At 41.3% G+C, this 24,023-nt stretch carries 11 protein-coding genes; 3 read left to right on the plus strand and 8 right to left on the minus strand.

The annotated features are described in order from the left end of the window. Nucleotides 1-14 precede the first annotated feature (14 nt). Nucleotides 15-4,718 (minus strand): type I polyketide synthase, encoded by a 4,704-nt coding sequence (locus V7K61_RS17685; RefSeq protein ID WP_335055095.1) that lies wholly within the window; start codon nucleotides 4,716-4,718, stop codon nucleotides 15-17. Next, complete coding sequence (locus V7K61_RS17690) at nucleotides 4,711-10,032, minus strand: amino acid adenylation domain-containing protein (RefSeq protein WP_335055097.1); 5,322 nt, start codon at nucleotides 10,030-10,032, stop codon at nucleotides 4,711-4,713. The genes V7K61_RS17685 and V7K61_RS17690 overlap by 8 nt, the downstream gene beginning before the upstream one ends. A 726-nt stretch (nucleotides 10,033-10,758) precedes the next feature. On the opposite strand from V7K61_RS17690, the gene V7K61_RS17695 reads away from it, so the two are divergent. Together V7K61_RS17695 and V7K61_RS17700 are read left to right on the plus strand one after the other, a co-directional pair. Further along, on the plus strand, nucleotides 10,759-13,458 hold the full coding sequence (locus V7K61_RS17695; protein ID WP_335055099.1) for a TonB-dependent siderophore receptor: 2,700 nt from the start codon (nucleotides 10,759-10,761) through the stop codon (nucleotides 13,456-13,458). A gap of 110 nt (nucleotides 13,459-13,568) precedes the next feature. Beyond that, nucleotides 13,569-14,507: an iron-siderophore ABC transporter substrate-binding protein gene (locus tag V7K61_RS17700; RefSeq protein WP_335055101.1), complete on the plus strand. Its 939-nt coding sequence runs from the start codon at nucleotides 13,569-13,571 to the stop codon at nucleotides 14,505-14,507. Between the two features lie 568 nt (nucleotides 14,508-15,075). On the opposite strand, the gene V7K61_RS17705 is transcribed toward V7K61_RS17700, so the two are convergent. The 4 genes from V7K61_RS17705 to V7K61_RS17720 all read right to left on the minus strand — a co-directional run bounded on the left by V7K61_RS17705 (nucleotide 15,076) and on the right by V7K61_RS17720 (nucleotide 19,960). Continuing rightward, a complete protein-coding gene (locus V7K61_RS17705) occupies nucleotides 15,076-16,887 on the minus strand; it encodes an ABC transporter ATP-binding protein (protein WP_335055103.1) in 1,812 nt (603 codons plus the stop codon). 72 nt (nucleotides 16,888-16,959) lie between these two features. Beyond that, entirely contained in the window at nucleotides 16,960-17,769 is an 810-nt protein-coding gene (locus tag V7K61_RS17710; RefSeq protein ID WP_335055105.1) for an ABC transporter ATP-binding protein, read from the minus strand. A 122-nt stretch (nucleotides 17,770-17,891) separates the two neighbouring features. After that, complete coding sequence (locus tag V7K61_RS17715) at nucleotides 17,892-18,932, minus strand: FecCD family ABC transporter permease (RefSeq protein WP_335055107.1); 1,041 nt, start codon at nucleotides 18,930-18,932, stop codon at nucleotides 17,892-17,894. Beyond that, nucleotides 18,929-19,960 carry a FecCD family ABC transporter permease gene (locus V7K61_RS17720; protein ID WP_335055109.1) on the minus strand — a complete coding sequence of 344 codons (1,032 nt, stop codon included), beginning with the start codon at nucleotides 19,958-19,960 and terminating at the stop codon, nucleotides 18,929-18,931. Before V7K61_RS17720 ends, V7K61_RS17715 begins: the two co-directional genes overlap by 4 nt. 312 nt (nucleotides 19,961-20,272) lie before the next feature. Here V7K61_RS17720 and V7K61_RS17725 point away from each other — a divergent pair, with 312 nt between their 5' ends. Further along, nucleotides 20,273-22,378 carry an acylase gene (locus tag V7K61_RS17725; RefSeq protein WP_335055111.1) on the plus strand — a complete coding sequence of 702 codons (2,106 nt, stop codon included), beginning with the start codon at nucleotides 20,273-20,275 and terminating at the stop codon, nucleotides 22,376-22,378. A 578-nt stretch (nucleotides 22,379-22,956) separates the two neighbouring features. Here the strand turns inward: V7K61_RS17725 and V7K61_RS17730 are convergent. Together V7K61_RS17730 and V7K61_RS17735 are read right to left on the minus strand one after the other, a co-directional pair. Beyond that, nucleotides 22,957-23,685 carry an ABC transporter ATP-binding protein gene (locus V7K61_RS17730; RefSeq protein ID WP_335055113.1) on the minus strand — a complete coding sequence of 243 codons (729 nt, stop codon included), beginning with the start codon at nucleotides 23,683-23,685 and terminating at the stop codon, nucleotides 22,957-22,959. A 72-nt stretch (nucleotides 23,686-23,757) separates the two neighbouring features. Beyond that, entirely contained in the window at nucleotides 23,758-23,982 is a 225-nt protein-coding gene (locus tag V7K61_RS17735; protein ID WP_012407913.1) for an indolepyruvate ferredoxin oxidoreductase subunit alpha, read from the minus strand. Nucleotides 23,983-24,023 lie beyond the last annotated feature (41 nt).

The raw sequence follows: 24,023 nt of genomic DNA on the forward strand, positions 1-24,023 counted from the left end.
TTTTATTAATTTTTTTATAAAGCGCTCTTCTGTTGCATTCTTTTTTCTCTTCGTCTTTGTCCCCGTCCGCTCCTTTCTTCCATAGGTTTGTCAGCCTGTTCCATATTTAAAGTTTTGCTCAAAGAACTGACTGTTGGGCTTTCATAAAGACTGACTACAGGAATTTCTATATGCAATTCTTTACTTAATTGCGAAATAACTTGAACGCCTACTAGAGAGTCGCCACCGAGTTCAAAAAAGTTGTCGTGGATACCTACTAAGTCAATACCAAGTAGTTTTTGCCAAATATCTGCAATTGTTTGCTCAGTCTTATTTCTCGGAGCAAAATAGGCATTACTCAACTGAGGTCGTTGATGTACCGATTTCGACTGGTTAGCCTTGCCTAAAGATTCCAAAAGAGCTTGGGGATTAAAATTGCGATCGCGCTCAATCACAATTGTCAAATCTTCAGTTGATACTGCAACTCTAGGAACTCCACTGTTGAGAATATGTTTAAAGACTTTTATCCCTTCTGAAGGTAATAAAGCATCTATTAATAGGGATTTAGCATCAGAGATATCTTGTTTGTTAGCTAATCGCTTCACCGCTTCTACTGACATCCCAACATCTTGCCAGTCAGTCCAGTTAATAGAAACTGTGAATGTACTATCTCGATTGGTTTTATGATAAGCAAAAGCGTCAAGAAACTCATTGGCAGCACAATAGCCAACTTCACTAAATTTCTTTCTATAAATAATTGAACTCAGAGATGAACAAAGAATTAAAAAATCTAACTTAACATCTTTCAAAAGGCTATCTAATACTAATGTACCCTTGACTTTAGGGGCCATAATATTTTCTGTCATCTCTCGCGTTCTTCGAGAAATCACACCCGCATAATCAGCAATTCCTGCACAATGAAGAACACCATTGATTTGGCCAAACTGTTTCTGAACTGTTGCGATCGCTTCTTGCATCTGTTCCAGGTTAGCCACATCAGCGTTCAGTACTAAAACTTCTGCACCTAGTTCTTCAAGTTCCTTTACTTTCAAAATTTTACGACTGATATTGTCTTGGCGATCGTTAGTAGCTAGCCATTGTTCCCACTCTTGTCTAGCAGGAAAAGCTGAACGCCCGATCAAAACTAGTTTGGCTTGTACCGCCTTTGCTAGGTGTGACGCTAGAGCAAGTCCAATGCCTCCAAGTCCACCTGTGATTAAATACACTCCTCCTTCCCTTAATCGCGATCTTCCTCCCTCTGCTTCTTCCAATCGGACTGCTTCAAAGGTTTGCACCCAGCGATGAAAACCACGGTAGGCAACAACTATATCGGAGGATTGTATTTGTAGCTCATTTACCAGCTGATTTACAAGTTTCTCCTCTTGCCAACTTACTTCTTTTGGAATCACAACATCAATGCTACGACAGTTGATATTTGGATATTCTTGAGGAATGATTTTAACAGTTCCTAGTAGAGTCGCCTTTTCTGGGCATAGCACTTCTTCTCCAGTGACTGAGTGTATATTGTTGGAAATGACCGTTATTTGAAGCTCATCTGTAATTCGCTGTTTTCCAAGTGCTTGAGCTAAAAACAGCAGACTATAAAAACCTTTTTCTTGGGCTTCATCAACTCCTGCGAGTCCAGATTGAATCCGATCAACAGAAGTTACACTCCATAAATGAACAATCGTTTTTGGGGTTTTGTCTTGTGCTACTAGTTCATTGAGCAGGGCATCATAGTCATCACGTTGTATAGGATTAAGGCTATATGCACGCTCATTCAACTTAATAAACTTTGACCCCACCTTCACTATAATTACATCCTGACCATCAAGCTGAAGTCGTTTTACTAGTTCTTCTGCCAAGCCGCACTCATCGAGAAATACAAGAGTGCAAGACTTCTGAGTTCCCAATTCCTTCTGGTTCAACAATACAGTAGGTACAGATTGTTTCCACAAAGGTAAGTAGAACCAATCGGCAATATCTGGCTTTTTGCCAAATGACACAGGTTTAGCACTGTTATCCTGTCTCTGTTTATAGTCTTCAATCCAGTAACTCTGCCGCTCAAAGGGATATGTTGGTAGTGGGAGACGATGACGGTGTTCGTGGGCGTAAAATCCTGACCAATTTACCTGTACTCCATATAACCAGAGTTTGCCGAGTGTGTTCAGTAAAAATGCTATATCTGACTGTTTTTCTTGAGGATGTCGTAATGAACAGAGTGCTGGAGAATCTGAATGCTTTTTAACAAAAGTACACAAGCTGCTTCCTGGCCCCACTTCTAGCATGATGCTATTTGCCTCTTGCTGCAACGCAGAGATACCTGCTGCAAACTGCACTGTTTGGCGTAAATGTCTTGCCCAGTAATCGGGATCTGTGGCTTCTTCTGCTGTTATCCAAGTTCCTGTGAGGTTAGAGATAAAAGGAATCTGCGGCGGGTTTAGTTTGACTTTTTTAACTTCTTTGATGAATGGCTCAATGATAGGTTCCATCATCGCAGAATGAAAGGCATGGGAAGTATGCAAACGCCGACACTCTACACCTAATGCTGTAAGTTGCTTATGAATCGTGTCTACAGCATTATGGGTTCCTGAAACTACGCACAAGGAAGGAGCATTGCTGGCGGCTAAAGATAAATTTTCATTTAGTAAAGTTTTAATCTCTGCCTCTGTTTGTGAAACCGAAAGCATAGCACCTGCTGGAAGTTGCTGCATCAGTCGTCCACGGATAGCTACTATTGCCAAAGCATCTTCTAGGGAAAATACACCAGCAAGGCAAGCTGCTACATATTCTCCTATGCTATGACCAATCATCATTTGGGGAGAAATGCCCCAGGACATCCACAATTTAGCCAGAGCATATTCTATGACAAATAATGCAGGCTGAGTAATATCAGTTTGTTGCAGTCTTTCTGCTGCGGCTTTTGACTCAGACTCGTTGGGATAAATGAGCGAATATAAATCCAACCCAAGATGAGGTTGCAGCAATTGACAGCATAAATCAACCTGTTGTTGAAAAATCGGTTCAGTTTGATAAAGTTCTTTACCCATGTCCACATATTGAGCGCCCTGTCCAGGAAACATGAAGACAATGGGGCGAACGCCACTTTCAACTAAGCGGGTGAAAACTCTTTCTGGATCTTGTAAGGCGCTGACTGCATCCTCGATATCTTCACACACCAGCACGCGACGATGATTGAACTCAGCACGCCCCACTTGCAGGGTATAAGCTACATCTGCAAGATTAAGTTCTGGGTGCTGTTGCAGGTGATTAGCCAAATTTGCAGTTGCTGTCTCTAAAGCAGAGTCAGTTTTTGCAGAAACTACCAGCAATTGATACTTTCTACCCTGCTCCCCTGCCCCTCGGTCACTGAGCGTAGCCGTTGGCGCAGCCTCTCGTAGAGAAGTGCTGCTCCCCTGATCCCCTCCAGGAGCTTCTTCTAGAATGACATGAGCATTAGTCCCACCTATACCCAAGGAACTCACACCAGCACGACGAGGAGTACTTCCTGTTTTCCATTCCGCTAACTTTGCATTGATATAAAAGGGGCTGTTGGCAAAATCTATCTGGGGATTTGGCTGCTCAAAATTCAAGCTTGCTGGTATCTGCTTGTGTTTTAGGGCTAAAACTGTTTTAATCAGTCCAGCAATCCCAGCAGCTGCATCTAGATGACCAATGTTTGTTTTCACTGAACCGACGGCACAAAAGCCTTTTTTGTTGGTACTACTACAAAAAGCTTGAGAGAGGGCGGCAATTTCAATCGGATCGCCTAAAGCTGTACCAGTACCATGAGCTTCAATATAGTTGATTGTCTCAGGCTCAACTCCCGCCAGCATCATCGCTTCGGCAATCACCTCTGCTTGACCATTGACGCTAGGAGCTGTATAGCCAACTTTACCAGAACCATCGTTATTGATGGCTGAACCTCTAATTACAGCATGGATGCAGTCACCATCTGCGAGAGCATCGCTCAATCGCTTGAGGACAACAACTCCGACACCATTACCAATAGTCGTTCCCTGTGCTTTGGCATCAAAAGCACGACAATGACCATCAGGAGATAGTGTCCCTCCCGATTCATGCAAATAACCTGTTTTCTGGGGTACGTGGATAGAAACCCCACCAGCTAAAGCCATATCACATTGATAATTCAACAAACTTTGACAAGCAAGTGTTGTTGCAACTAATGAGGTAGAACAAGCTGTTTGGATCGTAATACTTGGGCCAGTTAGATTTAATTTGTAAGAAACACGGGTAGTCAGAAAATCTTTATCATTACCAATTAATGTTTGATAGCATTGCGCCGATCCTATAGGATCGCGGTTTAAATCTAATGAATAATAGTTATTTAGGCTAGCACCAGCGTAAACTCCAATCCGACTATCATACCGATTGGAATCATAGCCAGCATTTTCTAATGCTTCCCAAGCGCACTCTAAAAAAATCCGGTTTTGGGGGTTAGTAACTTCTGCTTCTTTGGCATTAAAACTAAAAAATGCAGCGTCAAATAAATCGATATTTTCTAATATGGCACTAGACTTTACATAATTGCGATCGCTAAGTGTAACGGAATCTATACCGTCAGATATTATCTCTTCATTTGTGAAGATAGAAATTGACTCTACACCAGATTGCAAATTCTGCCAAAATTCATCAATATTTTTAGCACCGGGAAAACGCCCTGCCATCCCAACAATGGCAATGCCTTCTATAGCATCATTATGTATAGTGCTAATCATAAATCTTTTTACCTTGCTTACTCAATTGTTGTTTTTTGCGATTGATAGCCTCAATTTGCTTATTTGCGCGATCGCGTGTTCCTGTAAAAGAAAGCTGTCGCTGTTGACTTAAATATTGCGCCAGTGAGTAAATAGTCGGGTTCTGAAACATTTCTACAACTGATATATTTCGCTGCAAATTTCCTTGCAGTTTATGATTAACCTGAATCATCAGTAATGAATGCCCACCAAGATCAAAGAAATTATCATGAATACCTACTCGTTCGAGATGTAGCACCTCTTGCCAAAGTTTTGCTATCTGCTGTTCCATTTCCGACTGGGGTACTTGATAAGTAGTCGTCAATGTTGGACGTAAGTCTTCTGGTACAGGTAAAGCACGACGGTTTACTTTTCCGTTAGGCAAAAGTGGCAAGGTGTCTAGGAAGATAAAAACACCAGGAACCATATATTCCGGTAACAGTTCTTTGAGATAGCTTCGCAGTTCACTAGTTGTAAGTTTTTGGTCTGGTAAAAGAACAATATAAGCCACCAATTGTTGAACACGTGGTTTATCTTCTCGTGCCAAAACTACAATTTTCTGCACTGCTGGATGTTTTAGTAAAGCATTCTCAATTTCACCTAACTCAATCCGAAATCCTCTAATTTTAACCTGATGATCGATTCGCCCCAAATACTCTAAATTTCCATCTGGTAAATAACGAGCTAAATCTCCAGTTTTATATAGCCATGATTCAAATTTATTATTAAGCGGATTAGATATAAACCGCTCCTTTGTTAACTCTGGTCGGTTTAAATAGCCTCTAGCTAAACCAGCACCACCAATATAAATTTCTCCTGGGACACCGATTGGTACTGGTTGTAAATTAGTATCAAGTAAATAAATTTGTGTATTGGCAATAGGACGACCGATAGTTACGTTGCTATCTCTATTTACTTGAGCAAATGTGGAATAGGTTGTATCTTCAGATGGGCCATAAAGATTAAAAATTTTCTGAATACGATCGTTTTGATAAATCTGCTGTACAAGTTGATTTTGTAGTGGTTCACCAGCAAGATTAACCGTCCTGACTGAAGGAGGTAAACCATCTACTTGCAGTAATTCTGCAATGATGCTTGGGACTGTATTAACCAAGCTTACTTCAGCAACCAATGAGGGTAAGTGTAAAGCATTCTCTACAAGAATTACTTTACCACCCCAACTGAGGGGAACAAACAGTTCAAATACTGACAAATCAAAGCAAATAGAGGTTGATGCTAAAACTCCAGCAAGGTCATCATCTGTAAAAACTTCTCTTGACCATGTTAAGAAAGCAACACAACTTTCATGAGCGATCGCAACACCTTTTGGTACACCAGTAGAACCAGAAGTATAGATGACATAAGCTAGGTTATTGGATTTTACTTCACTAAACAGATTTTCTCTACTCTGTTGGCTAAGTAATTGTGAATCTCTATCGATGCAGACAATATGCACATTCGATTTAGCAAACAATTCAACTAGATGGCTTTGAGTCAGCAGTACCTTGGTCTGACTGTCTTCTACCATGAAACTTAAGCGTTCCTGGGGATAAGCTGGGTCTAGTGGTACATAAGCCCCGCCAGCTTTTAAAATAGCCAACAATGCAATCAGCATTTCTGGGCTGCGCTTCATGCAAACACCTACAATTACTTCTGGCTGCACCCCTAGTTCTTGTAAGTAGTGTGCTAGTTGATTTGCTTGCTCGTTTAATTCCTGGTAGGTTAATTTTTGGTTCTCAAAAATAACAGCAATATTAGATGGTGTTTTCTCTACCTGTGCTTCAAATAGTTGATGAATACATTTATCTTGGAGGTAATTTGTCTCAGTATTATTCCACTCAACTAATAACTGCTGTACTTCAGATGGTGTCAGGAGTTGCAAGTCTGAAATCCGTTGTTTGGGATTGCTAACTATACTTTCTAATAAAGTCTGGAAATGTACTAGCATCCGAGCGATAGTATCTGCATTAAATAAATCTGTTTTATACTCACAAGTTGCAACCAGCCCTTGCTCTTCATCCTCCATAAATAATGTCAAATCAAATTTTGATGTCCCGTTATAACCCTCCTGACAAGTAACAGAGACATCTGAGAGTCTAGGATTTGATATTGGCACATTCTGGAGAACGAACATTACTTGAAATAGTGGATTGTAACTCAAGTCTCTATTTGGCTGTATTTCTTCTACTAATTTTTCAAAAGGTAAGTCTTGATGAATGTATGCCTCTAAAGCTGTTGATTTTACCTGCGCTAGTAACTCTTGAAAACTCAAATCGCCAGAAAGGTCTGTACGCAACACCAAAACATTGACAAAGAATCCAATTAATGAATCAACTTCTGCTCTGTTACGACTGGCAATTGGCGAACCTACTACAATATCAGTCTGACCTGTGTAGCGATACAGCAAGGTTTTGAAGGCTGTAAGCAAGGTCATAAACAGAGTTACTCCCGAATGACGGCTCAAATTCTTTAACTCTTTTGTCAGAGTTTGAGAAAGAACTAATTTCCCTTGAGCGCCTTTGAATGTTTGACGATCAGAAACAAAGCTTCTACGCGGACGATCAGTTGGTAAGTTTAGTATAGGTAGCTCACCCTGCAACTTTTGTTTCCAATAAGTCAATAAAAATTGAATACGCTCAAAATCAAGCCATTTTCGTTGCCAATTGACAAAATCTCGATACTGAATGGGTAATTCAGGAAGTGCTGGGAGTTCGCCTGTGGAGAATGCTTCATATAATACAGCTAGTTCTTTGATCAGAATACCGATAGACCAACCATCTGCAATTATATGATGCAGAGTGATAATTAAATGATAATTTTTCTCACTTAATTGCAAAATTTTAGCACGCAAAAGCGATTGAGCAGATAAATCAAATGGCTGCTGTGCAAATTCTGTAGCCAAACGTTGTGCTTCTTGAGGGCGTTCTTTTTCTGATAGTGAACGCAAATCTTCAACCACCAAGGCTAAAGGTGGCGCTTGATTTATAACTTGGGCTGGTTGTCCATCAACTACTGTAAAGCTCGTCCGTAATACTTCGTGTCGTCTAATAATTTCGTTAAGACTATCTTGTAAGACTGCTAAATTAATGCAGCCTTTTAAGCTAATAACTATAGGAATGTTATATGTAGGACTATCGGGAGTTAGCTGATTGATAAACCATAATCCCTGCTGGCCAAAAGATAGAGGCTGAATAGATGGATTTTTATCGTGTTTGGTAAGGGATATTGATGGTACTGGATCTATTGTCAGTTGAGTGAGGATCTTGGTAGCTAGCTGTTGCGTACTCATCCCTTCAAAGAAGTCTGCTACTGATACTTCTACTTCTAAATTAACCTCAAGTCGGTTTTTCAACTCAAATACTTTTAAAGAATCAAGCCCCAGAGCGCTTAATGGTTCTTCAGGACTGATATCATCTGGTGCGATCGCCAGTACTCTGGCTTCTTGTTCAATCAGATAGATTTCTAAAAGCCGTTGACGTTCCCTTGGGGAAAGCGCCAAAAGTTCGGAACGCTGTAATCGAGTTTCCTCTCTGACAATATTGCTAATTTTGAGAATCTTACTGACAATAATATTCAGTTCACCATTCTGAAACTGAGCGCGAGTTGCACGACGTTGAATCTTACCACTGGAAGTTTTAGGAATACTACCTGGTTTTATCAAAACCACAGCATAAACTTGTACTTCATGTTCTTCAGTAACAGCTTGGCGAATTGCAGATATAACTTCTTCTAAATTTGGCTTGGCGCGAAACTTCAACTCTTGGACGATTACCAACCGTTCTTCGTTGTTAACCTCGACTGTAAATGCTGCGCTAGCACCGGAATTTAATGATGGATGACTGCGTTCTGCGGTTAATTCTATATCCTGTGGGTAAAGATTTCGACCACGAATAATAATTAAATCTTTGGCTCTACCTGTAATGAAAAGCTCGCTATTCTGCAAAAAACCTAAATCTCCCGTTCGCAGAAAAGGGCCTACACCAGTGTCTGATAGATAAGCATGGAAAGTTTCTGCTGTCTCTTGATAACGATTCCAATAACCTTGACCAACACTCGGCCCAGATACCCAGATTTCCCCAATTTCATCAGGTTTACAACTACTGAGGGTTTCGGGATTAGCGATCGCCACTTCCAGTTGTGGTATAACTCGACCACAACTGACGAAATGATAGACATCCTCATCCTTAACAGATGATTCAACTACCCGATTAGATTCTAGTGCAGACTTTTGGACTGTCTTGATAATCGGTGATGTTGCCTTCTGGACACCAGAAACCATCAGAGTTGTTTCAGCCATTCCGTAACAAGGGTAGAATGCCTCTTTACGGAAGCCACAATCGGCAAAAGCTGCTGCAAAGCGCTCTAAAGTGTCATCCCGAATCGGTTCCGCGCCGTTAAATGCTACGCTCCAACTACTCAAGTCAAGAGTTTCTTTTTGTTCAGGAGTAATTTTTTGAGTACATAACTCATAAGCAAAATTCGGGCCACCACTGGTTGTACCTTTGTAGTGAGAAATAGCTTGTAACCAACGATAAGGACGTTGGAGAAAGGAAGTTGGAGGCATGATGATGCAAGGAAAACCTCCATACAAGGGTTGCAATATTCCTCCAATCAGACCCATATCGTGGTACATCGGCAACCATGTCACGAACTTACTTTCTGGAGAATGCTCCATAAATTGGTAAGTTGTGTCAGCATTGTGCAGTAGGTTTCCATGACTAATCATTACACCCTTTGGTGTTCCTGTAGAACCAGAGGTGTATTGCAGAAAAGCTAAGGTATCTCGAGCAATAGAGGGTTCTTGCCAAGCATCTTCTATTCCCAGAGCAAGATTATCTGTAGTTAGCCACTGCAAGGATTCTAAGTCAGTCTTTTGTGACATTAAAGACCGCACTGTAGGCAGGATTTCTGTTGTAGTGAGAGCGATCGCTGCTTGTGCATCTATAGAAATAGCTTTTATTCTCGGTGTGTTGCGCTCATTTCTAGGGGGATATGCCGTTACAGCCACAACTCCCGCATATAAACAACCGAAAAAAGCAACCAAAAAATCTAGTCCGCCTGGATAAAGTAGTAAGGCGCGTTCTCCAGTCAAACCCAATGCTTGTAATTGAGCAGCTATTCGACGCGATCGCCTATCCAATTCTTGATAGGTTAGCGTTGTTTGTTCTGTTTCCCCATCCAGCAAGAAGGTAAAAGCATCTCTGTTTGGCTGGGTAGAGCTTCTTAAGCGCAGTAAATCAACAAATGTAGAACCACCGCCAGAAGCTTCAAGGAAGCAATGAGAATATTGATTCATTTTGATTTTCAACTAGATACAACCCTGATACACTGCTACTCTTTTTCTCGCTCTGACTAGAGAAAAATCAAGAGGAAATGATTAATTCAGCCAATTACTTAGAATTGTCTAAATCCTAATTAGTGATTTTCTGGGAGCAATATCTAGCTTATTGCGAGTAATTTTTATTTATCTTCAGATTACACTAACGAGAATAAGTTGCTTTAGCAATAGAAAAAGTATAGAAAGTTAGTATCAACAAAATCACATTACATAAATTCTACTTATATAAACAAATTTATATCTGTAGATAGATGAGAAATTTAAAAACGTCATTTTCAGGCAGTAAATCATGGGAAAATCAATATTCCCTGACAAAAGACAAATGAGCAATACCCCATTTTCAAGTTAAAACTCCACGAGCGATCGCCCGCAACCACCGGATGAAAGTTAACTTGTCCTCATCTTTAATTCCTAGTCACCAATCCTATTTTCAAGACAGAAAAGTAGTTTTTGCTTGATATATAATCTCTGATTCTATATCAAGCAAATAAGCTGTTTTATAAGAATTTATTGTTTAATATCCATAGCTAAATGAAAAAAGCTATTAATTATCTTGTGTCTTGTATCGCTTCATAATATGATTGGAATAATTTAAATTTAAATGACAATTTTTTTCAGAGATTGTCATTGTATCTTCAGGTACGACCAAGTAGTGTGATTGAGTGTAAGCGGATAAGCGGATAAATGAAGTTAGATAAATTGTTTCAAAGCCTGCTGCTGACAGGTACGTTTGTTCTTTGTATCAGCACTCCTTCTAAAGGCGAGGAAGTACGAGAAGATTTTCAAGGCCAATCTTTTACCCAAGTGATAGGGAAATCTACATCACCCCAAACAGCACCTGGTAAAGCAAGTAAAAACATTCCCCAACTCAGCGAAATCAAACTTCCCGCAACTAGCGCTCAAATGCTAGTACAGACACCAACACCAAGCAACTCCCCGAATTCAGAACAAAGAAGTGGGGATCAAATTGTACCAATCATAGGAGTTAAAGCCAATCCTACAGACAAAGGTGTGGAGTTGATTTTAGAGACGACTCGTGGGGAACAACTACAAGTTAAAAATCTCAGTACCGATAATAATTTTATTGCAGATATACCTGGCGCACAGTTGCGTTTAGCATCGGGAGAAGCTTTTGTATTTCGTTCAGAAAAACCCCTTGCTGAAATTACTGAGATAACAGTTACCAATATCGATGCAAATACTGTCCGGGTGACGGTGGTGGGTGAGAAAACTTTACCCAAAGTTGAGTTATTTGATGATAATGCAGGGCTGGTGTTTGGTATAAATTCTTCGGCAATAGCAACTTCTCCACCGCAGCAACCCCAAACACCACAAGATCAACAAAAGCCAACAAGCGAGACACCGCAGCAAGAACCAACAGCACAGCAGGATGAGCCGATTGAGTTGGTGGTGACGGGGGAGCAAGATAGGTATAACGTACCAGAAACGTCAACTGCGACTAAAACCGACACACCATTGCGCGATATTCCCCAATCAATTCAGGTGGTGCCGCGACAGGTGCTGGAAGATCGCAAGGTAAGAAGTTTAAAAGAGGCAGTGGAAACGGTCAGTGGCGTTGTTGATGGAGGAACCAACTTCGGTGCGCCTTCAGGAGGCAGAGTCATCAGAGGATTTGTGCAGACCGGAAATTTCCGCAATGGCTATCGAGATACAAGTGATAGCTTTTCACTGACAGGCATTGGAACGATCGAACAAGTAGAGGTTCTCAAAGGCCCCGCCTCAGTTCTATTTGGCGCTGTAGAACCAGGTGGAATTGTCAATGTTACTACCAAACAACCTTTGAGTGAACCCTACTACAGTCTCGGATTTGAGGCAGGAAATTTTGGATATTATCAGCCCAGCATCGACTTCTCAGGGCCATTAAATGCCGATAAAACTGTACTCTATCGGTTTATTGCGAGCTATCAAAATTCGGAGGGGTTTCAAGATTCCGTCAACACAAATATAACCACGATCGCACCCTCAATCAGTTTGAAATTGGGCGATCGGACAGACCTGAATCTATACTATGAATACACTAACTATAATGGATATCCAAATCAGTCTGGCAGTTGGTTTTTCAGTGATGGTAGCTTCCTGCCTCGGAGTGTCTTTCTCGGCTATCCTGATTTAACCTTTATTGATGCCAAGACTCAAAAATTTGGCTACATCCTGAATCAAAAGTTGAGCGACAACTGGCAGATTCGTAACAATTTTTCAGTGGCTACCACTAGAACTAGAGACGCATTTGCTGGAGGATTAGATATAGAAGACGATAGTTCGCTAGTAGGTATTAACGCTGAAAGACGTGGATACTCAATAGATAATTATTTTGGACAGATCGACTTGCTTGGAAAGTTTAAGACGGGATCGATTTCGCACCAACTCTTAGTGGGTTTTGATTTCAATCGCAATGTTCAGATTTTTGAGTCTACGATTTCCGATTCTGCTCTTCCTAATCTAGATATCTTCAACCCAGATTACAACATTTCAAACCCCGTATATATTCCAAATTATAGTTTCGATTCATCTACTCAATCTTATGGTGCTTACCTTCAAGATCAAATCAGTATTTTAGATAGTCTGAAGCTATTGGTTGGGGGGCGCTTAGATTGGGTTTCACAAAATCAGACAAATAGCGGAATTGATTCTCCCGAACAAAATGATAGTGCTTTCAGCCCCCGATTTGGCTTGGTGTATCAGCCGAGTAAATCGGTTTCTCTCTACACCAGCTATAGTCAATCTTTTCTTCCTACCTCTGGATTCAATCCTGATGGTAGAGCGTTTAAGCCCACCAAAGGAACCCAATATGAAGCAGGCATTAAAGCTGACTTTCTAGACGGAAAGCTTTCAACAACATTGGCAGCCTATCAAATCACCAAGACGAATATTACGATACAGGATCAAAATGATCGTGATTCCCAGATTCAAGTGGGGGAGCAAAGGAGTCGAGGGATTGAGTTAGATATCACGGGTGAGATTTTACCAGGGTGGAAGGTGATCGGTTCTTATGCCTATACAGATGCAGAAGTTACCGAGGATATTGACATTTCTGTAGGTAATAAATTGCTGGGTGTGCCAGAAAATCAAGCTAGCCTCTGGACAACCTATGAAATCCAGAAGGGCGATCTCAAAGGTTTGGGATTTGGTTTAGGGCTTTTTTATGTGGGTGAGCGGGCGGCACTTTCAGACAACTCGGTTGAACTACCCAATTACTTGCGTACCGATGCGGCGATTTTCTACCGTAGAGATCGCCTTAACGCTGCGATCAATATTCGTAATCTGTTTGATACGGACTATTTCAGTTCTAGTTACGGTTACACTTTAGGTCTGGAAAGAGGTGCGCCCTTGACAATCATCGGCTCTATTCGTTGGGAGCTTTAACTCGCTGTTGTATTGGTAATCGGCTGAACAACGTGTTGCAATTATCCTATTGATACTTATGCTCAATGTTTTTACGTCGCTTCATCTATCTACTATTATTAGGAGTTTTGATGTTTGTACTTGTTTCGGCTTGTACCAGAAATCTGAATTATAGTGCTACAAGCTTGAAACAGCCAACGCAAAACTGCCGAAAGGTAGAACATTTGATGGGAAAGACTTGTATCCCTCTGCATCCGCAACGAGTTGTCACACTATGGTCAAGTTTTTTGGCTGATATTTTAGCATTGGGGATTAAACCAATTGCAACAGGATATGATTCTAGTGAACCTTTTCCAGAATATCTTCGAGACAAAGTAGATGGAGTTGATTTGATTGGAAGCGAAAATGAACCAAACCTCGAAAAGATTTTGCTCCTGAAACCCGACCTAATTTTGGCTCATCCTTATATTCTGAATGTTTATTACAAGCAGATATCTACGATTTCGCCTACGGTCATAATAGGGCATCCCGATTTACTCACTCGTCGTTGGGATCAAGATTTGGTAGACCTTGGCAAGGCCTTGAATAAGGAAGAAGCTGTCAATCAATTAATGAAAGAATATTGGCAGCGCATTGAAAAACTTAAACAAGCTTTGGGTAATCGCCGTCACCAAATCCAGGTTTCAGTTGCTTCGATAAAACCATTCTCTGGAATTTGGTCTTATGGCGAAAAAAGTCCTGTTGGTACAGTCCTCAATGATATTGGGCTAGAACGCCCACCCTCACAAAGGGGGAATTTTTTCTATATAGAAAATATTTCTGAAGAGCGTCTGTCTGATATTGACGGTGATGTTCTCTTCTTTTTATCCTGGGGAAGTAAGAGTGCTAAGGAGACTTTAGAAAAGCTCCAACAAAAACCTTTGTGGCGACAACTTAAAGCGGTTCAACGAAATCAAGTTTATTTCGTTGACGGGTTGCGCTGGCATGATGGCGATATCTTTGCAATCAATACAATAATTGATGACTTATTTAGATACCTGATCGACACTCCTCAAATCATTTCAAAATAAGTAATTAGACAGAAATATTACTAGGAATGCTTTGTTGTTCCATACCTGAAGGGGCTACACGCACCTCATATTCCAAGTGCTGCAAAGGTTTGACCCAATTATGGTAAAAAAGGCCTTCATCATTATCAAGTAATTGCGTATGTCCTCGGTTCATGACAGCAGAGAAATCCAAAAGTCCCCTACTTATTAGACCTCTTGCAAAAGTCCCTAACACCCCTCCCCGCAAGCCTACGGTGTACACACAAGTCGAATTACCCCCCTTAATCCCCCCGATATTTTGGGGGGAAACAAGAAATCTAGTTCCCTCCCCTTTATAAGGGGAGGGTTAGGGTGGGGTAAAACCTTGGTTAATAAGCTATTTCAGACTTGTGTGTACACCGTAGCCCCGCAAGCGGGGAGGGGAGACAAAGCGTAGCTTTGGCGAGGTGGGGTTCTTTCTTATTTTTGATTTATGCAAGAGGTCTATTGAGCCGATACGTTTTAAGCTTCATATTAAATTGGTACGAGTAGCTTATCACTTTACTCAAAAAATGATGATTCACACCCAAATTCAGCAACACCCTAATTTTCATTTTAACCCCGACTGCACGTTCCATAAACTAGCATAAATCCCATTCTTCCCCAACAATTTTTCATGTGTTCCCGACTCAACTAATTCTCCATATTCCATCACATAAATACAATCAGCATTGCGGATAGTGGAAAGACGATGGGCTATGGCTATCGTCGTTCGATTAACAGTAATACGTTCCAAAGAATGCTGAATAGCAGCTTCAGTTTCATTATCTACCGCTGAAGTGGCTTCATCTAATATCAAAATTGGGGGATTCTTTAAAACAGCCCTAGCGATCGCAATTCTTTGGCGTTGTCCACCAGATAATTTTTGACCCCGTTCCCCAACTATTGTCTCATAACCTTGGGGTAGCCGCAGAATAAAATTATCAGCTTCGGCAATTTTCGCAGCTTCAATTATTTGTTCATCGGTAGCATTAAAAGTACCATAGGCGATATTTTCAGCAATAGTACCATGAAATAAGAATACGTCTTGGCTGACCAAGCCGATAGTGCGACGCAAATCACCTAGATTTAATTTTTGGATATTAATATTATCAATAGTAATTGTCCCAGAAGAAATATCATATAATCGCAATAATAATTTAACTAAAGTGCTTTTGCCAGAACCCGTAGAACCAACAATTGCGATCGTTTTACCTGCGGGGATATGTAAGGATAGTTTTTTAATTACTGGTTCTCTATCTTGATAAGCAAAAGTAACTTCTTTGAAGTCAATTTCACCACGAACTTGCTCAATAGGTAAAAATTTGTCTCCCGTAGCAATGTTAATGGGAGTATCTAATAAATTCATCACCCGATTGGTAGAAGCCATTGACCTTTGATATTTGTCAAATATTTCTCCTAATGTTACTAGAGGCCACAATAATCTCTGTAATAAAACGAGTAAAACACTGTAACTACCAATAGATATTTTTCCAGCATGTGTTGCCATACCTCCCCAAAACAATAAAGCTGTGAACCCTGCTAAAACTAGCATTCTGATTAAGGGCACAAATGCAGCAGAAAGTTTAATTGCTTTCGTGTTACTTTTTCTATATGCTTCGCTATCTCCTGCCAATCTAGCGCTTTCATAAGCTTCAGCAGTGAAACTTTTAATTGTGGTAATACCACTAATATTATTTGCTAGTCGTGAGTTGAGAAAGCCTACCCTTTCCCGTACCTCAGCATAACGAGCTTCCAGACGCTTTTGATAAATAAAGGAACCCCAAACAATAAATGGCATTGGTAACATTGCGGCAAAGGTGATGGAGGGGGGTAAGATAAAGAATGCACCACTAGTTAAAATGATCAGTGAAGTGATAATACTGATAATCTCATTGGCTCCATAATTTAAAAAATCTTCTAGCTCGTTGATATCATCATTCAAAATTGACATCAAGCCGCCAGTACTGCTTTCTTCAAAGTAAGCTGAATCTAATTCTTGTACATGATTGTAGGCATCTAAGCGTAAATGATGCTGGATATTTTGGGCTAAATTACGCCAAAGTCTATTATATGCGTACTCAGAAATCGATTCTAGTATCCAGACAATAATAGTGATCAATGAAAGTAGTAAAAATTGCCAAAATATATCTTTTATACCGAATTTGGCAAATACAGAATTTTGCTGCTCTACGAGAATATCTACCGCAATCCCAATTAACCACGGTGGAGCTAAATCTAAAATCGTATTGATGATAGAAAATGATGTTGCCTGCAAAATTTGTTGGTGATCTTGGCTACCATAGTTGAGCAAACGTTGTAAAGGATGGGCTGAATTTCTCTGATTTTTAGATACTGTAGAAGATTTGGATGTGATTGCCACGACTGTTTATTGTTTGTAGTTAGATGATTGATGGGGGCGATATTTTTAGTAGAAATCGAATTAGGAATTTAACTACATTTGTTTGTTATTTACTACTTTTCCCTTGCGTCCTATCGGTACACACATCGGCGTCTCTACCACTGGGTCAGGAATAATCCGACATTCCAACCCAAAAACTTCTTGAACCATTTCTTGAGTCATTACTAGCTTTGGTTCTCCAGCAGCAAAAATTCGACCATCTTTGACTGCAACTAAGTAATCGGCATAACGGCACGCCTGATTTAAATCATGTAGTACCATCACAATTGTTCGTCCCTGAGTTTGGTTCAACTCATACAACAAATCTAAAATCTCTATCTGGTGCGCCAAATCTAAAAAAGTAGTCGGTTCATCTAAAAGTAAAATATCTGTATCTTGTGCCAACGCCATTGCAATCCAAGCTCTTTGTCGTTGTCCACCAGACAAAGTATCTAATGCTCTATCTGCTAATTCCAATAAATCTGTAATCTCTAGTGCCTGTTGCACGATTTTTTCATCTTTTACCGACCATTGCTGTAACCAATTTTGATAAGGGTAACGTCCTTGTGCTACTAAATCTCGCACTGTTAACCCTTCTGGTGCTACTGGCCCTTGAGGCAAAATACCTAATTGCTGTGCGACTTCTTTAGTTGAAAGATTAAAAATAGACGTTCCATCAAGATATACTGTACCGCCACGGGGTTTAAGCAATCTTGCCAGACCTCGTAACAAAGTTGATTTACCACAACCATTAGCACCAACTAAACCACTAATTTGTCCGGTGGGTATTGATAAATTTAGGTCACGGATAATCGTAGCACCATCGTAAGCTAAAGATAGACTTTTGGTTGAGAGTCCTTTCATAAGTGAAACCATTTTAGATTTGTCATTTGTCACTTGTCACTTGTTTTTATTTGCGTCCCCCATCTCCTCATCTATCGGTTGGTGAGCAAAGTCAAACCACATCTCCTCCAATCCCCAGTTTCTTATTTTTTGCGGTTACGAATTAATAAATAAAGAAAATAAGGAGCGCCAATAGCAGCAGTTACGACCCCACAAGGTAGTTCGATAGGTGCAAACAGGGTTCTTCCTAGCAAGTCTGCCATCACAACAATCACTCCCCCCAAGAGTGCGGAAGTAGGAATCAAGCCTTCATGGGTTCCACCTACCAACTGTCGTCCTAAATGAGGTGCGATTAAACCAATAAAACCAATATTTCCGGCGGTGGCGACTCCTGCACCTGCTAAGGCTACACCCACCAGCACGAGTAAACCACGTTGCCATTCCACTTGACTACCTAAACTTTTGGCGACATCATCTCCTAAATTTAAAGCGTTCAAATGTCTTGCTAGTGTCAAAGCCATTGGGACAAAAACAATTAACCAAGGTAACAGAGAAAAGACTTGCTCCCAAGTCCGGCCGTAGACGCTCCCAGCTAACCAAACCAAAGCATTACTAACGTCATTAATTTCGCCAAAGGTAATCATTAAGCTAGTTATGGCACTGGCGATCGCAGACAAGCCAATACCCATTAAAATTAATAGAATCGGAGAACTACCTTGATTCCAAGCCAGTGAGTAAATTAAAATCGCCATCAGCAATGCACCAGCAAAAGCCGACAAAGGCAAGGTGTAAATTGGTGCTGAGGGAAATAGTACAATTACTATAACTGCCGCCAGACTCGCCCCAGCATTGATGCCGATAATACCTGGGTCAGCCAATGGATTGCGTGTCAGTCCTTGGAAGATAGTGCCAGAAATTGCCAGCGCCACTCCCACCATAAAAGCTACAAGGGTGCGGGGTAAACGCAGATTTTGAATCACGAACTGATGGTCTGGGTTTCCTGTATCTAAACCCAATATAGTTTTCACGATATCTAAAGGCGAGATTGGATATTCACCCCGCCCAACATTCATCACCATCACCACTGCGATCGCTACTGCCAAACATAGCAATATGATTGGTACACGTCGGTCAATTCGGAAAGATATCGCCTGCGAACGAATGACTAGCCAATCAAAACTCATTTTTTCACCTTCGACTTAGCCAGATAGACAAAAAAGGGAGCGCCAACTATTGCTGTCATTACACCTACAGGTAACTCCTGCGGTTTGAGCAATACACGGGCGGCAATATCTGCGACCAAGAGTAAAATAGCACCCAAAACTGCACAATAAGGTAAAATCCAACGATAATCGGCTTTAATGTAAAATCTCACTATATGGGGAACGACTAAACCAATGAAGCCAATTGGCCCTGCAAGAGCGACGGAACTTCCTGCTAGTAAAACTACGCTGATAGCGGTAAATATTTTGATCCAAGCTGTCTGTTGACCCAAGCCTTTGGCGACATCTTCACCTAAACTCATAGTGGTAATTTGTCTACCGAGGGCAAAAGCTACTACTAATCCGATGCCGACGAAAGGCAGTAGTTGTAGGAATAAATTAAAATCTCGACCAGATAATGAACCAGCTAACCAAAATCTCACCTCTTCGAGTGTTTGTTGACTGACAATCAGGATACCGGTGGTAAAGGAAGAAATCAGAGCAGTTAACGCTGCTCCTGCTACTGTCAGATTCAGTGGAGTGGCTCCTCCCCGTCCCAGAGAACCAAGGATGTAAACTAATACTGCTGTTACTCCCGCACCCAGAAAGGCCACAAGGGCGTAAACACTTAGGGATGAGCTGCCAAAAATAAAAGTTGCGACAACGACAAAGAGAGCGGCTCCCGATTCAATACCCAAAATACCTGGATCTGCTAAGGGATTTCGCGTTAAACCCTGCATCAATGCTCCCGATACAGCCAGAGATGAACCTACAAGGATAGCAATTAGCGATCGCGGTAATCTCACGGTTTGAATAACTAGATGATCGTAGGAACCATCAAAGGCTATAAAAGATGTCAAAATCTTGCCTAGAGGTATTTCTACTGCACCTAGCGTCACACTGTACACCAAGCAAATTAACAGCATACACAGTCCTAACACCAGACCAAATAAGGCTGACATTTGTGGCTTTTTCAATCCTCTAGGTGACAATGTAGTGACTTCTATCATAATCTTGCCATCACTTTAATTAGCACTCTCAATATTTAAGAGCTTTTTAATCATTAGAGTTGATAATCTTTCTTGATAAATATATAGATTACACGATCTTGTAGCCTTTCCCCCATTTTTAAAAGGAATAAAGGATACCCTTCTAACTTTGATATAGTTTCTCAATAAAGTGGTATTGTTAGATCAACTTAAATCTGACTTAAAAGTAGGGAGCTAGAGAGACAAGAGGATTTGAGTGATAGCTTGCAACAAGTCTTTCCCCAATCCTTAGTCCCCAATCCCCAAGCGTTACATCTATAGATGGTGGTGTTAATGAGGATTGATATTTTACTCAAAGTTTACAAGAGAAAATCAATACGCTTTTTACCCTTAATACTCAGTCTGATACTGGTTTTTTTTCTCGGTAGCCGCACTATAGCTGTACCAACAAAATCCACAGAGATATTATGGGACACTTATGGCGTACCGCATATTTACGGCAAAGATGACCAGAGTGCATTTTATGCCTTTGGTTGGGCACAAATGCAAAGTCATGGAGATTTACTTTTGCGTCTCTATGGTCAAGCACGGGGACGCGCAGCCGAATATTGGGGAGAGAAATATCTAGATTCAGATCGTTGGGTACAGACTGCGGGAGTACCAGAACGCGCTCGTTCTTGGTACAAGGCACAGAGTCCAACTTTTCGTAGTTATCTTGATGCTTTTGCTACTGGAATTAATGCCTATGCTTCCCAAAATCCTAACTTGATTGATGATCAAGTTGAGGTGGTGCTACCAGTCAAGGCAGAAGATGTCATGGCTCACTTACATCGGGTACTCAATTTCACCTTTGTGGTCAATTCTGAGGAAGTATTAGACCTGAGCAAAAAAAAGTTGCAAGCAGGATCTAATGGTTGGGCGATCGCACCAACTCATTCTGCCGATGGAAACGCCATGTTGCTAGCCAACCCACATCTACCTTGGTCAGATTTATTTTTGTGGTACGAAGCCCAAATCACCGCACCAGGAATTGATGCTTATGGAGCAACACTTGTAGGTATTCCCGTATTAGCGATCGCCTTTAACAACAACTTAGGTTGGACTCACACAGTTAATACTTATGATGGTTGGGATGTTTATGAACTCACACTGGCAGGTAATGGGTACCGGTTTGATGACAAAGTTCGTAACTTTCAGACAAAAACCATCTCCTTAAAGGTGAAGCAGAAAGATGGCTCCTTGCAAGAGCAACCATTAGTAGTGAAAAGTTCCATCCACGGGCCTGTGATCGTTGAGAAAAATGGTAAAGCCGTGGCGCTGAGAGTTGCAGGTCTTGACCGACCAGGTGTACTCCAGGAGTGGTGGGATATGGCACGAGCAAAAAACCTTGCCCAGTTTGAAAAGACACTAAAGCGCTTGCAATTGCCAATGTTTACGGTGATGTATGCAGATAGAGAAGGGCATATTATGCACCTATTCAACGGTCAAGTTCCAGTGCGCTCTGAAGGTGATTTTAAATACTGGCAAGGCATAATCCCAGGAAATACATCTAAAACCTTGTGGACAAAAATTCATCCTTACAAAGATTTACCGCGCATCGTTGACCCTAAGAGTGGCTGGTTGCAAAATACAAATGACCCACCTTGGACAACTACATTTCCAGCCGCGATTAAAGCAGATAATTACCCGCCTTATATGGCACCTCGTTTCATGGATTTCCGCTCCCAACGTTCTGTGAGGATGTTGGCTGAGGATGACAAAATCTCTTTTGATGAAATGATTGCAGACAAGCACTCTACCCGTATGGAACTGGCCGATCGGATTTTGGATGATTTAATTCCGGCTGCCCGCAAATATGGTCAAGACTTAGGGCAAAAAGCAGCTAATGTCTTAGAAGCCTGGGATCGGCAAGCCAATGCAGATAGTCGTGGGGCCGTACTCTTTGCCTTTTGGGTACAACAGATGGACTTAGATAAGACCTTTAGTAAACCCTGGAATGAAAATTCTCCACGCACCACACCCGATGGTTTAGCTAATCCTGAAAGTGCAGTTGCAACTCTGCAAGCAGTAGCAGCAGAGGTAGAAAAGACTTATGGGGCGCTTGATGTCTCGTGGGGCAAGGTTTTTCGGCTACGATTGGGTGATATGGATGTATCTGCTAATGGTGGGGATGGCAGCCTGGGAATTTTTCGTGCGCTCTATTTTGCTCCTGAAGCAAATGGTCAGTTCCAAGCCGTTGCAGGTGATTCCTATGTGGCTGCGATTGAATTTTCCAACCCTGTACGGGCAATGGCACTTACCAGCTATGGTAATGCAAGTCAACCTGGATCGCCCCACATTAGCGACCAGTTACAGATGTTCGCTAACAAAAAGTTGCGTCCTGTGTGGCGCGATCGCTCAGATATTCTTGCTCATCTAGAAGCACGTAAAATATTCTGAGGTCAATAGTCTGCTTTTAGTGCTGGCGATCGCTAGAAAAAATTATCTGGTTGATTTTAGTTGATTTTTGGGACTTATCAATAAGCTAAACTTATCATTAACCTAAGCTATTAGCTTTTGTATTTTCCCCCAAAACTGTATCTTACAATACTATTTTTTAGCGATCGCAAAAGTTTCCGGTCTACTGATATTGGCGGTGGGTTTTAGCCTTTGCCTTAGTAGTTCATTTGTTCGCGTTCAAAGGGCTGGGTCTAAATACCCATCCATTACGTAATTCAGAAGCGAATTGCGAATGGAGATTTTGGTAAATCCGGGTAATTTACATTTTTGTCAGTTTTTCCTAAATGAATGTCCTGTTTTGCATCTCGACTAGCTGTAGATGTGATTAGAAACGGATTATTAGGGAGAATTCTTTGAGCATCGAAAACGACGGTCGCGGCAGTGGCAGGTAGTATTATGGCTTTTGTATTAGTTATAGATAGCGTCGGCGCAGCCCAACCTAGTCATCGCTATAGACTGGTGAAGCTCCGATATTAAGCTGGTGTTATGTTGAATGGGGCAAGAGTGATAAAAAAGGGTTAATGTCTCTTACCTGCTCCCAGATATAGCTCACCCACTTTCGGGTCATTCAACAATTCTTCACCAGAACCGGAGATCGCATCACGTCCCGATTCTAATACATATCCACGATTAGCCATCTCTAAAGCTTTACGAGCATTTTGTTCTACTAATACGATCGCAGTACCTGCCTGATTAATTTGTTTAATCTGCTCGAACACTTGTGTCACCAAAATCGGCGACAAAGCAGCAGATGGCTCATCTAAAATCAGCAAACCAGGTTCCAACATCAAAGCTTTGCCCATCGCTAGCATCTGGCGTTCTCCTCCAGAGAGAGTACCAGCGCGTTGACGACGGCGATCGCTTAGTCTCGGAAACATAGTAAATATTTTATCTTTAATTGGTTTCAGGGGAACGTTAAGCACAAAAGCGCCCATCTCCAAGTTCTCTTCAACACTGAGAGAGGGGAAAACATTGGCGATTTGCGGTACGTAGCACATTCCTCGTTGGACAATTTGATTGGACTTTAGCCCCACAATATTTTCACCTTTGAAGGTAATTGTGCCTGTGTGGGGGATCAAAAGCCCAAAAATTGCTTTTGCCAAAGTAGATTTACCTGCACCGTTGGGGCCAATTACTGTCACCAATTCCCCTGGTGCAACCTGAAAATTCACACCTTGCAGGATATCTACATCTTTGATGTATCCAGCGTGAACATTTTGAACTTCTAATAAATAATCATTTGTCATTGGTCATTGGTCATTGGTCATTTGTCATTGGTCAACAGTCAAACATAACTATTGACTGTTGACTATGGACTATTACGGAGTTTTTTGCAACTCTGGTCGTTCTTCTGCAAGAATCGCCCCTTCTACAGGGCAAACTTGGAGACAGATACCACAGTCGATGCAAGTGGCGAAGTCAATCCAGTACCAATCAGTTCCCTTGGCATTTTTGCCTGGGCCATCATGAATACAAGCTACTGGACAGGCATCTACGCAGTCTGCAACGCCTTCACAGACTTCTGTAACAATTGTATGTGGCATGTTCTCGATTCCCTCTCTTCTGTATCGGCTATTTCTAGCCT

Source organism: Nostoc sp., from assembly GCF_036918015.1.
Lineage (GTDB): Bacteria > Cyanobacteriota > Cyanobacteriia > Cyanobacteriales > Nostocaceae > Nostoc.

Coding starts and splice junctions, on each gene's coding strand:
- V7K61_RS17685 (WP_335055095.1), bottom strand. CDS start 4,718: ATGATTAGCACTATACATAATGATGCTATAGAAGGCATTGCCATTGTT.
- V7K61_RS17690 (WP_335055097.1), bottom strand. CDS start 10,032: ATGAATCAATATTCTCATTGCTTCCTTGAAGCTTCTGGCGGTGGTTCT.
- V7K61_RS17695 (WP_335055099.1), top strand. CDS start 10,759: ATGAAGTTAGATAAATTGTTTCAAAGCCTGCTGCTGACAGGTACGTTT.
- V7K61_RS17700 (WP_335055101.1), top strand. CDS start 13,569: ATGTTTGTACTTGTTTCGGCTTGTACCAGAAATCTGAATTATAGTGCT.
- V7K61_RS17710 (WP_335055105.1), bottom strand. CDS start 17,769: ATGAAAGGACTCTCAACCAAAAGTCTATCTTTAGCTTACGATGGTGCT.
- V7K61_RS17715 (WP_335055107.1), bottom strand. CDS start 18,932: ATGAGTTTTGATTGGCTAGTCATTCGTTCGCAGGCGATATCTTTCCGA.
- V7K61_RS17720 (WP_335055109.1), bottom strand. CDS start 19,960: ATGATAGAAGTCACTACATTGTCACCTAGAGGATTGAAAAAGCCACAA.
- V7K61_RS17725 (WP_335055111.1), top strand. CDS start 20,273: ATGAGGATTGATATTTTACTCAAAGTTTACAAGAGAAAATCAATACGC.
- V7K61_RS17730 (WP_335055113.1), bottom strand. CDS start 23,685: ATGACAAATGATTATTTATTAGAAGTTCAAAATGTTCACGCTGGATAC.
- V7K61_RS17735 (WP_012407913.1), bottom strand. CDS start 23,982: ATGCCACATACAATTGTTACAGAAGTCTGTGAAGGCGTTGCAGACTGC.